The organism is Anaerovibrio lipolyticus LB2005, from assembly GCF_000621545.1.
In the GTDB taxonomy this organism is placed as follows: Bacteria; Bacillota; Negativicutes; order Selenomonadales; family Selenomonadaceae; genus Anaerovibrio; species Anaerovibrio lipolyticus_A.
In genome coordinates this window covers 138,364-153,011 of the sequence record NZ_JHYA01000004.1, presented here as the reverse complement: position 1 = coordinate 153,011, position 14,648 = coordinate 138,364, and the positions used below count along the sequence as shown (strand labels likewise).

General features: G+C 42.9%; 14 protein-coding genes and 1 tRNA gene. 7 read left to right on the top strand and 8 right to left on the bottom strand.

Annotation, left to right across the window (positions count from 1 at the left end; all coding sequences use genetic code 11):
• Positions 1–25 precede the first annotated feature (25 nt).
• Positions 26–1,192, bottom strand: a complete 1,167-nt coding sequence (nagA, locus tag T355_RS0105080) for an N-acetylglucosamine-6-phosphate deacetylase (RefSeq protein WP_027396805.1) — start codon at positions 1,190–1,192, stop codon at positions 26–28.
• Between the two features lie 105 nt (positions 1,193–1,297).
• Between nagA and deoC the strand changes: the two genes are divergently transcribed.
• Entirely contained in the window at positions 1,298–1,963 is a 666-nt protein-coding gene (gene deoC, locus T355_RS0105075; RefSeq protein ID WP_027396804.1) for a deoxyribose-phosphate aldolase, read from the top strand.
• 292 nt (positions 1,964–2,255) lie between these two features.
• Here deoC and T355_RS0105070 read toward each other — a convergent pair whose 3' ends face one another.
• From T355_RS0105070 to T355_RS13625, 3 genes are all read right to left on the bottom strand, one after another.
• Positions 2,256–2,576 carry a hypothetical protein gene (locus T355_RS0105070; RefSeq protein ID WP_027396803.1) on the bottom strand — a complete coding sequence of 107 codons (321 nt, stop codon included), beginning with the start codon at positions 2,574–2,576 and terminating at the stop codon, positions 2,256–2,258.
• An 84-nt stretch (positions 2,577–2,660) separates the two neighbouring features.
• Complete coding sequence (locus tag T355_RS0105065) at positions 2,661–3,269, bottom strand: DUF3846 domain-containing protein (RefSeq protein WP_027396802.1); 609 nt, start codon at positions 3,267–3,269, stop codon at positions 2,661–2,663.
• Positions 3,270–3,695: 426 nt separating this feature from the next.
• Positions 3,696–5,024, bottom strand: coding sequence for a DAK2 domain-containing protein (locus T355_RS13625; protein WP_051555384.1), 1,329 nt, complete (start codon positions 5,022–5,024; stop codon positions 3,696–3,698).
• A 266-nt stretch (positions 5,025–5,290) separates the two neighbouring features.
• On the opposite strand from T355_RS13625, the gene T355_RS13620 reads away from it, so the two are divergent.
• From T355_RS13620 to T355_RS0105045, 3 genes are all read left to right on the top strand, one after another.
• The gene (locus T355_RS13620; RefSeq protein ID WP_071997167.1) at positions 5,291–7,981 is read left to right on the top strand and encodes a cell division FtsA domain-containing protein; all 2,691 of its coding nucleotides are present in this window, start codon (positions 5,291–5,293) and stop codon (positions 7,979–7,981) included.
• 152 nt (positions 7,982–8,133) lie between these two features.
• Positions 8,134–8,207 (top strand) — tRNA-Gly (locus tag T355_RS0105050).
• A 206-nt stretch (positions 8,208–8,413) separates the two neighbouring features.
• On the top strand, positions 8,414–9,820 hold the full coding sequence (locus tag T355_RS0105045) for an ATP-binding protein (protein ID WP_037329864.1): 1,407 nt from the start codon (positions 8,414–8,416) through the stop codon (positions 9,818–9,820).
• A 133-nt stretch (positions 9,821–9,953) separates the two neighbouring features.
• Here T355_RS0105045 and T355_RS0105040 read toward each other — a convergent pair whose 3' ends face one another.
• Genes T355_RS0105040 through T355_RS0105030 form a run of 3 tightly spaced genes read right to left on the bottom strand, consistent with a single transcriptional unit; the run spans position 9,954 to position 10,777 of the window.
• Positions 9,954–10,142, bottom strand: coding sequence for a hypothetical protein (locus tag T355_RS0105040; protein ID WP_027396800.1), 189 nt, complete (start codon positions 10,140–10,142; stop codon positions 9,954–9,956).
• Positions 10,143–10,152: 10 nt separating this feature from the next.
• A complete protein-coding gene (locus T355_RS0105035; protein ID WP_027396799.1) occupies positions 10,153–10,557 on the bottom strand; it encodes a YkvA family protein in 405 nt (134 codons plus the stop codon).
• A gap of 28 nt (positions 10,558–10,585) precedes the next feature.
• A complete protein-coding gene (locus T355_RS0105030) occupies positions 10,586–10,777 on the bottom strand; it encodes a hypothetical protein (protein ID WP_027396798.1) in 192 nt (63 codons plus the stop codon).
• A gap of 96 nt (positions 10,778–10,873) precedes the next feature.
• Here T355_RS0105030 and T355_RS0105025 point away from each other — a divergent pair, with 96 nt between their 5' ends.
• Together T355_RS0105025 and T355_RS0105020 are read left to right on the top strand one after the other, a co-directional pair.
• Positions 10,874–11,299: a hypothetical protein gene (locus tag T355_RS0105025; protein ID WP_027396797.1), complete on the top strand. Its 426-nt coding sequence runs from the start codon at positions 10,874–10,876 to the stop codon at positions 11,297–11,299.
• Positions 11,300–11,503: 204 nt separating this feature from the next.
• A complete protein-coding gene (locus T355_RS0105020; protein ID WP_027396796.1) occupies positions 11,504–11,803 on the top strand; it encodes a hypothetical protein in 300 nt (99 codons plus the stop codon).
• Positions 11,804–11,901: 98 nt separating this feature from the next.
• Here T355_RS0105020 and T355_RS0105015 read toward each other — a convergent pair whose 3' ends face one another.
• Positions 11,902–13,044, bottom strand: coding sequence for a mechanosensitive ion channel family protein (locus tag T355_RS0105015; protein WP_051555383.1), 1,143 nt, complete (start codon positions 13,042–13,044; stop codon positions 11,902–11,904).
• A gap of 193 nt (positions 13,045–13,237) precedes the next feature.
• On the opposite strand from T355_RS0105015, the gene T355_RS0105010 reads away from it, so the two are divergent.
• On the top strand, positions 13,238–14,413 hold the full coding sequence (locus T355_RS0105010; protein WP_027396794.1) for a phosphopentomutase: 1,176 nt from the start codon (positions 13,238–13,240) through the stop codon (positions 14,411–14,413).
• Positions 14,414–14,648 lie beyond the last annotated feature (235 nt).

The window sequence follows — 14,648 nt, the reverse complement described above, 5'->3', positions numbered from 1 at the left end:
TACTTTTATATTGAACTATGCAAATTTATTCCAAAAATATTTCTTTTCCTGCACAAAATGTTATACTTACATGAACATTTTCATCAAAAACTGTCAAATCTGCCATTTTGCCGACTTCTATGGAGCCTAAAGCCTTTTCCATACCAATGGCCCTGGCTGGGGTTATGGTGGCACATTCCACGGCCTCCCATAATGGAATATGGATATTTTGGGCATAGTTATATATTCCCTTATCCATGGTGAGTACACTGCCGGCGATGGTACCATCCTCAAGAACAGCCCGTTGCCCGGTGACAAAAACCTTCTGCCCACCCAGTTCCGATTCACCATCCCCAAGGCCACAGGCCCGCATGGAATCAGTAATCAGAACTGTCCGCTCTTTTCCCTTTACTTTATGTACTATGCGCTGAGCGCCCGGGGACACATGAATATTATCCGTTATGAGCTCACAAAAAGCATCGGAATCAAAGGCTGCTCCCACCACTCCCGGATTACGGTGATGAAGTCCCGTCATGGCGTTAAAGAGATGTGTAATATGGGTTGCGCCCTGATTATTAATGGCATTTATGGCGCAGTCGTAATCTGCCGAGGTGTGCCCCAAGGACACCATGATACCAGCATCATGGCATTTACTTATAAAATCACTGCCAGCTGGCAGCTCCTCAGGGGCGATAGTTATAAGCTTTATCACATCACTGTATTCTTTTATCAGCTCAAAATCAGCCTTTCTAATATTGGATGCCTTCTGGGCTCCCTTATGGCTTTCACTAATAAAAGGCCCTTCCATATTAGCCCCCAGAATTCTGGCACCATCCCTGTAGGATGTAGCCTGACGAACAAGATTAAGTGCCGCATTCACCTTTGGCATATCATAGGTCATAGTGGTGGGCAGCATGGAAGTTACTCCCGTAGATGCCTGAAAAACAGTCATCCGACGAAGTCCCATTTCCCGGCAATCCATTGTATCCGAGCCTACACAGCCATGGATATGAAGATTTATAAATCCCGGTGACACATACTGTCCCTGGGCGTAATATACTTCCTCAAAGGAGCTTCTGTCACGCGTATCAAATTCTGCTTTATCAATTATTTCAAGTATTCTGTCCTCAAATATAACTACCTTGTCCTGCTCCACCCGAAAGTCCCCATTTGGACCTGGAGTAATCAGTTTGCCATTAACAATTACCTTCATATTTTCACCTTAATTTTTACCATGTTATGTTATATAATTAAACTCATCATTGAATTAACAAATAGTATAATTAAAATATATCACGATATAGGAGGATTTTCTATTATGAAGGGATCTGAAATTCTTGCCCACGTGGACCACACCTTGTTGAAGCCAACAGCCACCTGGGAACAAATCAAGGAGCTGTGCCAGGAGGCCATTAGCTGTAAAACCGCCTCTGTTTGTATTCCTGCCAGCTATGTGGCGCCGGTTCATAAGGAATTTGGGGATAAGCTCAATATTTGTACTGTTATTGGCTTTCCTTTGGGCTATGACAGCAAGGAAGCAAAAATTACCGCCGCTGAACAGGCCATAAAAGATGGTGCAAAAGAAGTTGATATGGTCATCAATATTACGGATGCCAAAAATGGAAGCTTTGAAAAAATCACCGAAGAAATTGCTGAAATAAAAAAGGCCGTGGGGAACAATATCTTGAAGGTTATTATCGAGGTATGCTACCTTACAGATGAGGAAAAGAAAGCCCTGTGCAAATGCGTTACCGATGCCAAGGCAGACTTTATTAAGACCTCCACAGGCTTTGGAACAGGGGGAGCCACCCATGAGGATATTAAGCTCTTTGCCGCCCACATTGGTCCAAATGTGAAAATGAAGGCCGCAGGTGGCATCCGCACACTGGAGGATATGAAGCAGTATTTGGCTGAAGGCTGTGAGCGCATCGGAGCCAGCGCCGCCGTGGGGCTTTTAAAGGACAAGATGGATTCAGAGGTTTAATAAAAGCGGCGAGGTCGTTGCCTATAGCACGAATCCATCGCTAAAATTTTCTCTTCTCCTCATATAGTGAAAAAAAATTACAACTCGCTTCGTCCTTATAGGACTTCGCTCAAACAAGTAATTTTTTCCACTAATACATAGGTACGATAAGAAAAAATTTCTTTACGCTCTGGCTTCAACTGCTCTAGTCAATCGACATCGCCCCTTCCTTAAACAATAATCCAACTAAAAAAGACAGGTAAGATTTCTGAGGTGCCCTCACAACTCTCTACCTGTCTTTTAATTATGCATCTTAATCTAGGGTTGGGTGAGCCTTTACGTACTCCACAGGACGGCTCCAGTCCACGTGGACCTCGGTGTTCTCCCACAGTCTGGTGAGCACGGTCTGGAAGCTCTTTACGTCTGCTAAAGGATCGAAGGTCTCCTCGGTAAAGTCCAGCAATGACTCGTGAGGCACCTTGATTACATGCTTCTCGCTAAGGAACTTCTCAGCATCAGCCACAGCCTTTTCATCATCCAAAAATACCTTTACAGTCTTAGCCTCGGAATCATATTCTACCCAGCCATTAACTCCACGGCAGCTTACAGCTACGCTATATATTTTATCTTCCATTTTATTTCTCCCTTAAAATATATTCATAATTAACTACTCATATTGACGTTAATATTATACTACAAAAGTCAATTTTGGCTAGCATTAATTCAGCTTTGAATCAGAGGTATATACCGCCACCTTCTTAAAGTAGCGATCATTTATCTCCATTACCTCCTGGGCTGGCATACGGTAAAACTTTACACGACCGGCCTCCAGTGGCTTTGGCAAGCCGGAAGGCTTGGAAATCTCAATCCAACGATATGGTGCAGGATTGCCCTCCTCATCCTCATCGTAATAAAGGGTATCCTCCGGCCGTGGTTCCTCTGTGCCATCGCACATTGGAAAATTCAGCTTGATTTGCTCTATAAACATAAGGCAGGTTTCCTCGGACATATCCAAGGTGCCTTCCTTGGTTTCATCGTCACCATTATAGGCTGCAATAAAAATAGCCTTGCCCCAAATAATCTGGTCGCTGTCAGCCCCAGGGAAGCGGCGGTTCGGCTTCATTCCCAGGGCTGCCGCCAAGTCATTAACCAGAATAAACAAAGAAATACCCGGCTGAATCTGGAAAAATTCCACAGCACCATAGTTGCCCTCCAGAGTATCCTTGATGGCCTCATCATGAGGTCCATGAGCTGCTGGAAGCTTGATAATAGACGGGTCCTTGCCTGGTTCAATCAATATGGCACGCATCATCTGCTGGTTACTCATCCTTGTTTATCTTCCTTCCTAAATTTCAGCTTTTTTGGGTATTTTTTCTACATATAAAAAAGATTCTACTTTGTATGCTATTTTGTATATAGTAACTATAATTTTACCACACTATTCTTTAATCTTACCCACCTTTTAACCATTTTGTCAAGTCTTGTTATTCCTATGAACCTATGGTATTATACAGCTAAAGAGGGATAATCTTCTTTGACCGTAGCTTCCATTCATCGTCTAGCCGACTCTTTTTCATAAGGGAATCTGATTTTGTGCAGCAGATGCTGGATCGTCTCCGAACGAATAGCAGAACCTGTTACTTAGGATACCCACTTTAACATACAGGTTTAGCCTGTTGGACTACGGCATATGCGGACCCCGCTTTCGAGGAGCTGTTACTTCGGTAGCAGCTCCTTTCTTGTTTTTATACAGTTAATTATCCTTATCTTCCTGAGGGATATTTTTTTTTCTGTCCTGTGACATACGGCGGATAGCCTCCCGCATTTGAGCCACATTTTCCTCCATGGAAAGTTCAGGGAAAAATGCCCGTACAGCATAAATCTGCTCCTCATTGTTATTGGCCACCACCACACTGACACGGTCACCCATAATACGCTTCACCTGATGCATTACAAGACGCAGATGCTCCGAATCCGTCAACAGAATATATTTATTGGCAATATCACTATGGGCCGCATTGACGATTTCCTCCACTGATGGTCCCGAAGGATCACTGCCGTCAATAATAACCATGGCCCCGGCCTCCTGGAGCTTCTGGGCCCATTCTTCATTTTCTGCCACAGTCAACAGAGCCTGTGGCATAATGCAGGCCTGCTGCACCATGGCCATGGCATGAGGCTCTGCCATAATATTAATATGAATCTCTCCCACGTGCCCCCAGGCAACAGCACGCTCCAAAATAGTGCCGGGATGCTCGGAATGAACATGAATAAATATGGTCTTAAAGCGGCGTTCCACCACCACAAAGTTACCGATCTCCTGAAGCTCTTTTTCGATAAGAGGCACTGACAGCTTAGGATTTGCCACCAAAAAGCTGACGCAGTAAGGACGGGCCTTGTCATGGATAGGGCTTACTATGCCCCTGGCCTCATACATTTTCTTTCCCACATCAATCGGTGGTAAGTTTAAATCTCCCTGGAGTCCCTTTAAGCAGCCCTCCAAAAATACCTGCAAAATCTGCTCACCACAATCCTTATGGGTAGAGTTATTTTCGCTGCTGGCCTTAATGGCCGCCAAAAGAATATCGCTGATATGCTTCCCGGATTTCACCGCATCATGGGCACCCTTGGCCACCACCTTTGAGGCCACAATTATAGGACGATTTTTTTCCTCTGGCACAGCCTTTTGGGCGTAGAGAATACCATATTGGAACGCCTTGCCAAACTCCTGGGAGGTGGCAGTGTACTTTCCAATAAGCCCCTTGGCAATACCCCTTAAAATCTGGGAAACAATAACCCCCGCATTTCCACGGGCACCCAAAACAGACGCGTCTGCAACGCGCCTGGCCAAGCCGCCAATACTCTCGTTTACCGCCTCGGTCAAAGGAATCACCGCCGCCCCCATAGTACGCAAAACATCGGAGCCCGGCTTGCCGGAGTAGAAAAATGTAGAGGATTCTTTTACGGCATTTATATTTTCAAACTCGTTGAGAAACTCCCCATAAGCACCCAAAACCATGCGCTTATAGTCACTTCCCGTTATCATTTCTCCTGTATTATCGTTATCAATCGTGTCTGCCATTTTTAGCTAATGCCTCCATAAAGCATAATGACTTTATTCTCTCATTCAAAATCATATATAACTCGATGAAAAATGTCCACCATCTCGTCGCGATACCAATAGGAATATTTCTCCTTTTTCAAAATGTAAAGGAAAAATTAGAACAAATACGTTATAATAAGGTTATGTTTTGCAAATCCAAAAAAGGAATCTACTGTGTTATTCGCGAAATATTCGAATAAACCTTTTTTATCACCTTTAAATTTTGAATAAATGAGGACAATACAATGGCAAAATCAGTCAATAAAGAGTCTACCAAAGACACCAAAGAGATTGCAGAAACCAAGGTAACCACCAGAAGCTCAAGAGCTAGCAGGGCATCCAAAAAATCTGCTACAGCCCAGACTGTTGAAGCACCTGAACCAGTTGAGGCCGTGGAAGCAGCTGAGGAAATCGAAATTATTTCCCAAGTGGAAGAATCAGCAGAGGCTGATGATACCGAAACTGCTGAGAGCACCAAGAAAACCAGAAAAACCACCCGTGGCAAGTCCACTAAAAAACGGGGTACCAAAAAGAAAACTTCCGAGCCGAGGAAGGAACGGAAGGAGCGCATCTTTGCTCTGGATATTGGTACCAGAAGCGTTATTGGTATCGTAGCCGAAAAGGAAGCCAACGGTCTTAAAATCGTGGCCACCGAGCGTCAGGAGCATAAAACCCGTGCCATGCTGGACGGACAGATTCACGATGTTCCTCAGGTAGCCGAAATCATTGATAATGTAAAAAAAGCTCTGGTTAAGCGGACTGGTCCTCTTAAGAGTGCTGCCGTGGCCGCCGCCGGCCGTGCCCTTTACACCATGACTGCTGATGCTGACATGGAAATCAATGGCATTATTACCCCAGAGCAGGAAAGAGCACTGGATTTTGCTGGTGTTCAGGCTGCCCAGGCCAAACTGGCGGCTTCCAAGACAATTGATGATCCCACCAAGTATTACTGTGTTGGTTACAGCACCATAAAATATGATTTGGATGGTACCCAGTTAAAGACTCTGGTAGGACAGCGCGGACGTATAGCCAACGCTACAGTTATCGCCACCTTCCTGCCTCGTCAAGTTATTGACTCCATGCACTCAGCTCTCCAGGCTACTAAGCTGGATATGCGGGCACTTACCTTGGAGCCAATTGCTGCCATCAACGTACTGATTCCTCCTACCATGCGCCACCTGAATCTGGTACTGGTGGATGTTGGAGCGGGCACCTCAGACGTGGCCATTACCAAAAACGGCTCTGTTATTGCCTATGGTATGGTACCACAGGCTGGTGATGAGGTCACTGAAGCCATTTCCCAGCGATTCCTTCTGGACTTTAACGTCGCCGAGCAATTAAAGCGGGATGCTGCCCATGGCAAGGATGTTCATTTTACCGATATTCTGGGAGCAGAATACGATCTTTCCGCCAAGGATGTTCTGGATCCAGTTCTGCCAAACATCAAAAATCTGGCAGATGCTATTGCCAAGCAGATTATGGAGCTGAATGGCAGCGACCAGCCACAGGCCGTTATTATGGTGGGTGGCGGTTCCCTTACTCCACACCTTGCTGATTATGTGGGAGAAATATTAGGACTGGCTCCTGGCCGCGTGGCAGTGCGCCACCCTGAAAAGATTGACGGAATCAATGAAATTCCAGATGAGCTGAAGCTGCCAGATGCAGTTACTCCATTGGGTATTTTGAAGGTAGCCGCCCTTACTTCCCTGCATTTCCTTAAAATATTCGTAAATAATGACGAGTACAGCCTCTTTAATTTCCGTGAGCTCACCGTTTCCGATGCCCTCTTAAATGCGGGTATTCAGCTGAAAAAAATGAACGGCCGTCCTGGCCTTGGTGTTATGCTCACCGTGAATGGGGAAAATAAATTCATTCCTGGCACCATGGGTACCATGGCCCAGCTTAATCTTGATGGTCGTCCTGCTACTTTGGACACCGTGGTTAAGGAAGACAGCCACATTGAGATTATCCAGGGAAAGGATGGTACTCAGCCAGAGGTAACTATCAACGATGTACTGGAAATTCCGCCTTCCTACACTGTTTATATAAATGGTGAGGAACGCCATATTGACGCCCAGTTCACCATTAACGGCCAGCCTGCAGAACCAGGCCAGCTCCTTAAGGATGGGGATATTATTACCAGCAAGGACACCCGCCTGTTAGGTGAGGTGCTGAATTCCCTGAATATGCCACCTATGGGCCGTAAGATAAAATACACCCTTAACGGCAAGGAGTCCCAGTTCACTGTGTCCCCTACAATTTTGCTGAATGATAATCCTGCTACTCTGTCCACAGAGGTGCATGAAAAGGATTATATTGAATACATTGAGTCCGAGGAGCCAAAGCTGGGCAACGTGCTGAACGTATCCGAGCTGGATGCAACTCTGGTTATCTACTACGAGGGACAGGAGCATAAGATTCCTTCCGCCACTGTTTCTCTGGAGGTAAATGGACATCCTGCCAGCACTGGAACCATTATTGAGGACGGCGCCGAGGTACGTTACATGAAGTCCCTCAGGGCAACCACTACCATCAGTGATGCATTACTGGCTGTAGGCTTCCAGCCACCTGCTGCTTCCTCCAGAAAGACCTTTACTATTCTGGTAAACAACCAGCCGGTGAACTTTACCGATCCTATTAAGAACGGTGATACTCTGGAGGTTATTATTTCCGATATAGAATCACATCACAGCTCTGCAGCAGGAAATGGTGAAAAGGATGCTTCCACTGCAGTTGAGGCCCCTGCAAAGCCACAGCTGGATTCCAATGGCATGCCTGTATCCCCTACTGAGGGCAGCTTTACAGCACCGCCAATGACTGAGGCAGCCAAGCGTGATCAGGAAAGACTGGCGGACAAGATTAACAGCATTCCAGGACTCAGCGCAGCTCTCAGCAGTTCCAGAAACAGCACCAAGAGTCCTTTCCTGGATGATTAATTGGAATATTTTTCCATTTTTGATGGAAATATCTGAACAAATGCGTTATAACGAGTCATAAATAATTTGGCCTCGTTGAAACGCCTAATTGGAATTTTTTTCCATTTTTGATGGAAAAAACTGAACAAATGCGTTATAATAAGGAATTGAGCGCGGGCGTAGTTCATCGGTAGAATGGAAGCTTCCCAAGCTTTAGAGGGGGGTTCGATTCCCCTCGCCCGCTCCAGAAAGAAATTTAGGCCCTATGACAGAAAATGTCATAGGGCCTTTTGTGTGCCAGACATAAGCAAAAATTTCAAAATCTACTCTGAGCAGAAGAATGAGAGCGAAAAAGAAAAATGTAGCTGATATTATCAAAAATAATGTATAATAAGCTGAAGTTAATTTCATTGAAAACATTTTCAACTAAAATCCGATGGGCAGGTGAATACAATGAAAGAATTTATTGGTCGTCAGCGTGAACTTAATGCTCTTGATGGTATTTGCAAAAAGGAAGGCTTCCAAATGATGGTGCTTTATGGTCGGCGCCGGGTTGGTAAGTCCACATTGCTACAGAAATTCATTGAAGGAAAGAAATCAATATTTTATACAGCTGTGAGAAGCAGCAGTCAAAGGAACCTTAAACTTCTGAGTGATTATGTTGTTGAGGCTTTGGCTCCAGAAATGCAGGGCATTAGCTTTGATTCATACGAGCAATTATTTCATTGGATAGGTGAAAAGGCCAGAAATGAACGAATCATATTTATAATTGATGAGTTCCCTTATATGGCTGAGCAGGATAAATCGCTGCTTTCAGTGCTGCAGAAGTATATCGACAGAGAATGGATCACAGGAAATATGTTCTTTATCCTGAGCGGTTCTTCAATCAGTTTCATGGAAGATGAAGTATTAAGCGAAAAGAGTCCTCTGTTCGGCCGCAGGACATCACAATTAAAATTAAAAGCCTTCAACTATCGGGAAGCAGCAGAATTTGTACCAAAATACAGTTTTGAAGATAAAGCTGTTGTATATGGTGTTACTGGTGGTATAGCCAAGTATCTGGCTATGTTTGACGATGGATTATCATTGGATGATAACCTTAAGAATCTGTTTTTCTCCGACACAGGATATTTGTATGAGGAGCCTAATAATCTTCTGACACAGGAGTTTAAAAATGTAGCTCTTTATAATGCCATCATTGAAGCTGTAGCATCCGGCAGAAACAGAATTGTCACCATTGCTGACCTTACACACATGGAAAAGACCCAGGTTTCTCACGCAGTAGCGAATTTGGTTAGTACAGGAATACTCAGTAAAGACTATGCCATTACTGATGAGAGCAATAAGCGTAAAGTCCAGTATGTATTAGCTGACAATATGTTCAGGTTTTGGTATCAGTTTGTTTCTCCGGGCGTTAGCATGATTGACTATGGACGTGGAGATGTATATTACGAAAATGTGGTAAAAAATAACATTGCCCACTATATGGGGAGTGTTTTTGAGGATATGTGCCGTTACTTTACTATGGATGCAGGTTGTACTGGTGAATTGGCTTGTATGGTAATGAAGGTCGGAAAATGGTGGGGCACTAACCCAGCCAAAAAAGAAGAAACTGATATTGATGTAGTAGGTATTGATACTATTGGAAAACAGGCTATTATTGGTGAATGTAAATACAAGAATGAATTATTGGATAAGAGCGTCTTTGAACAACTGGAAGAAAGAAAGGATTTGCTTAATAAAAAATATCAAGTAGTCCAATACCTGCTTTTCTCCAAGAGTGGTTTCTCTGACTGGGTTAAAACTAATGCACAAAAGAAAAAAATATTTATGGTGGATTTGCCACGACTTTACAAATAAATTGCAAAAATCCCCGCTAGGGACTGTACGACCATACAGCCTTAGCGGGGATTTTACCTTCCATGCAGTTCATTAAATGAGGTAATTAACTGCCTCACGCAGTTACTTTTATTTTACAAGTAGCAATTCTTTATCACTTATCTTGTCGCTCGATGCCATTTTTCTCAGGATGTGCAGGCTTATGCTCTGATTCTGCCATAACTTTTTCCAGGTACTTCGACATATATCTGTTAAGCCCAGATGTTTCTGCAGTCAAGCCATAGCCATCACAGGCTATATCCCTAATATCAATTTTCTTTTTGCTTAAAACGTTTTCAGCCATAGCAACACCCTTAGTCTTCGTCCAGCTTTTCCAGAGCCTTCGCACCAAATATATCCTTTATTTTCCCTTTGGCCTGAGCCCTAATATTATCATCTATGTACATCTGAGCCAAAATTAGGGCAACTCCAATAGCTGCCGCATCATCAGTATAACCAGCGATTGGGGTGAAATCAGGGATAATATCAAACGGAGAAATCAAATATCCCAGAGCACCGTAAATTCCGGCCTTAACCTTCATAGGACATTTTGGTGATTGTGTCACATAATAAAGCTGTAACGCCTTGTAAATTAGGCTGATTCCAATATTGGTGACGTTATTCTTTATTTTAGTCCAAAAATCTTCTTCAGAATATTTCTCAGTATAATTCTCTACCTCAATCTCGCTGAAATCTGCATCAATAATTTTATCCTTCATGATTAGTCCTCCCTCGTTAGCTACATTTCTACAACATAATATAACTTTCCTGCTTAATAAACAGTATACAGGAGCCAGAAGCAAAAAGGTTGCCCACCAGGCAACCTAAAACTATATCATCTGCCTGAGTTACCAGCCACACCTCACCCTTGCTGGAGCTTCTGAGTAATTTTATTTTTTTATATTGTTCCTGCAAAAAGTCCATAGTGAGTTTATGCAAGGATGGTACACCTACCTTGTTAAATACTCTTACCCCATAATATAATAGAATGCAACCATCAAAATATACAAGCTATCAAGGGGAAAGGAATCCATTATGAAAGAAATCGATACCAGGGAATTGGAAAATCAAATATCTGCCTCCAATGATATTGAATCCGTTAATAATATTTCAAATATAATCCCGAAGCTTTCAGTAAGTCAATATCTGGAAGAATTGCTCAAAATTCACAAAATGGAAGCCAAGGATGTAATCAAAGCAGCAAATCTGGAACGTACCTACGGCTATAAAATATTCTCAGGAGACAAAAATCCTGGACGCCCAAAGCTATTGGCCATTGCAGTAGCTATGCAGCTTTCCCACGAAGAAGTACAACGCTTATTATATTATGCCAAAGAGGAAAAGCTCTACGTAAAGAATTCCTGGGACAGGGTTATATGGTACGGGCTGGAAAAGCATCTTGGTGTTTCTGATATAAATATAATACTCCATGATTTTGGACTTGTACCATTACTAAAATAAAAGAAATTAATTAAGAATTTATATCTATAATTATTAGTTATTTATACTTTAACATCAATTGTTATACTAAATATTCTAAACAAGTATAGTTTTTCCTGATTATTTTCTTAAATCCTCTTGAATTACGGGACAATAGTGCTATAATAATCATCGTGATAAATTTATTTATCATATAAGTTTTATTTTTAAGGGAGGTTTATTATTATGAGGAGGAAAAATTCTGTTGTTACTCAAGAACAGCAACTACATATAGATCCCGGTCTGAAGGCCCACATGTATGTAAGTATCGAAAACTCACAGGAGGAGAAACTGTTTTTGGATTATTTCCTTAAGGACAACATTGTGCAGAATTGCTACAGCAATTATAGCTCAGGCTATGATTATATGTTGTCCCTTAATCCCCAAAACACGAATACCTTGGATAGCTTCTTCAAAGAAATGAAGCTGATGTTGCCTAGTCTTAAGGCCACTACCATGATTTACGGGGGAAATCAGTTAAAGTAAAGATTTTATTATTAAATTTATAGGGGATTTATAAAAGAAAACAAACGACAGCAGAAGGGGATCTCTGCTGTCGTTTTTTATTTTCGTGTAATTTTCGATCAATTACTACTTTCTCCATCGTCCCTGGTCTGCTGTACAGTCACAATAGGGAATGGAATTTCGATGCCCTCCTCCCGGAACCGTTTGGTCAGGGCCTTAATAAATTCGTGCTTCATGCGGTACTGATGGGTAAAAGCCTTACAGTTAAGGGTTACGCTAAATTCTATGGCACTGTCACCAAAGGTATGAAAGAATATTCCCGGCTTGGCTGTTGTCACTGAAGCATCCGCTGCTATCTTCCCCTTGGAGGCCAGAATATCCTTGGTTACATCATCCTGAATCTTCTGGGCCACCTCCAACACCACCTGCTCCACCTTATCAAGATCACTGTCATAGGCTACGCCGCACTGCAGCTTCACCTTGATGTCCTGAGCCGGAACACTGTAATTGGTAAGTATAGCAGAAGCAATTTGCTTATTGGGCACCACAATAGTATTCCCCTCAAGGTTTTCAATGGTGGTATACCGCCAGGCGATATCCACAATACGCCCCTCCTGGCCGTTACTGAGGCGAACAAAATCATTATTACGGATCTGGGGAGCAAAAATCATGGTGAAACCAGCAAAGACACTGGCCAGAGTTTCCTGCATACCAAGAGCCAGAGCCATACCACCAACACCCATGGCAGTAATAAAAGGTGTAATGGATATTCCACATTCTGCCAATATAATGATAATTCCTATTACATATATACTCCAGCTTACCATATCAGTAAGCAATGAAGTCTCTGAAATATTTTCATTTCTGGCTACTATTATATTGTTGATAATAGCAGTGGCGGTGCGGGCTATAACCTGCATTACCGTAATAATTAAAATAATGAAGAAAATATAGGTCAGCAGATGCTCTACCGGTTCTGGCATACTCATCATTTTGGTAACGAAGCTCAGATATAGTGAAACAACTATGAGGATAGGGGCCCCTTTCAGTCCACGAATCAGTGCGGTCTTCCAGGTCAGCTTCTGTAATGTAGGATGGGACTCTATCTGATTGCTCACATATCTATTGCAGCACCAGCCCACAAATATGGCCAGCACAAGACCTATAATCGGTGGCAAAAATAAAAGGAATAATTCATGGGGATTAAGTGACTCCACATAATCCCGGAACAAATGCACATCAAAGTCTGTAAAATCAAACATATATTACCTCCAAACCGAGATACATCATTCATTTTCCTTCAATAGTATCTCATTGTTATTTCATACTTGCTCAATAGTAAGTATAACCCAATTATTGGAAATTTTCCTGTAAAAAGAGAAAATTGCAGGGTACGGCGGAAAAATGTAGAATTAAAGTAAGATAAAGATTATTTTTCGAATGGGGGATTTTATTATGATATTCAAGCGAATATTTCTCATAGTATTGGACAGCTTTGGCATTGGTGCTGAGCCTGATGCCAATGAATTCGGTGATGCAGACACCGTAAATACCTTAAAGAGCGTTACGACCTCAGATAAATTAAACATTCCAAATATGAAGAAGCTGGGGCTTTTCAACATAGATGGAGTGGAAGATGGCGAAAAGGAACCGAATCCCGATGCGTCCTTCGCCAGACTTCAGGAGGCATCAAAGGGCAAGGATACCACCATTGGTCATTGGGAAATTGCCGGCCTTGTTTCCGATACACCTCTACCTACATATCCTGATGGCTTTCCCAAGGATGTCATTGAAAAGCTGGAGGCTGCCTTTGGACGCAAGGTTATCTGCAACAAGCCATATTCCGGTACCCAGGTGATTCAAGATTACGGCAAGGAGCACATGGAAACTGGTGCCCTCATAGTATACACCTCAGCAGACAGCGTATTGCAAATCGCCGCCCATGAGGATGTAGTGCCTGTTGAGCAGCTTTATGAATATTGCAAGGAAGCGCGGAAAATAATGAGTGGTGAACATTCCGTAGGCCGTATTATTGCCCGTCCGTTTATTGGTGAATTCCCTAATTTTGAGCGTACCCCTAGACGTCACGACTATTCCATGGAGCCACCGGGAGATACTATTCTGGACCTTTTGAAGGTGGCAGGAAATTCCGTGGTAAGTATTGGTAAAATCAATGATATATTTGCAGGACGGGGTATTAGCCGCCATGTGGCAATTACCAGCAATGAGGATGGCATGGAAAAGGCCATTGCGGAGCTTGACAGAAATTATTACGGACTTTGCTTCGTAAATCTGGTGGATTTTGATATGAAATACGGTCACCGCAGAGATGTGGACGGCTATGCAGCTGCCCTCACCCGTTTCGATGAGCAGCTGGGAGAATTCCTTCCTAAGATGAAGCGGGGCGATGTGCTGATTATTACCGCCGATCATGGCTGTGACCCTAGAGGTGCCGGCACAGATCACACCAGAGAATATGTACCAATGATGATTTATGGTGAGGGAATAAAGAAGGGTGTTGATTTGGGAACAAGACACAGCTTTGCTGATATTGCCGCCACTGTTTCCAAAATTATGCGTATTCCTTATGCCACAAGAGGACAGAGCTTCTGGGATGAGGTAAAAGAGTAATGCCTATACCTATTTATACTCTTTTAACATACTAAAGATTTCTACTTACTAACTTATCCCCAAAATTTCATATACATGTGTTGTATATACAATAAGAAGGCCGACTTTTATTAGCGGTCTTCTTTCATTTTCTGCATATTTATGCAATATACTCACATATACTAATATGCGGTTGTGGATAAGGTAAACCACAAGATGTAGTGTTTCAGTTTGACACTAGATACTATATATTGTA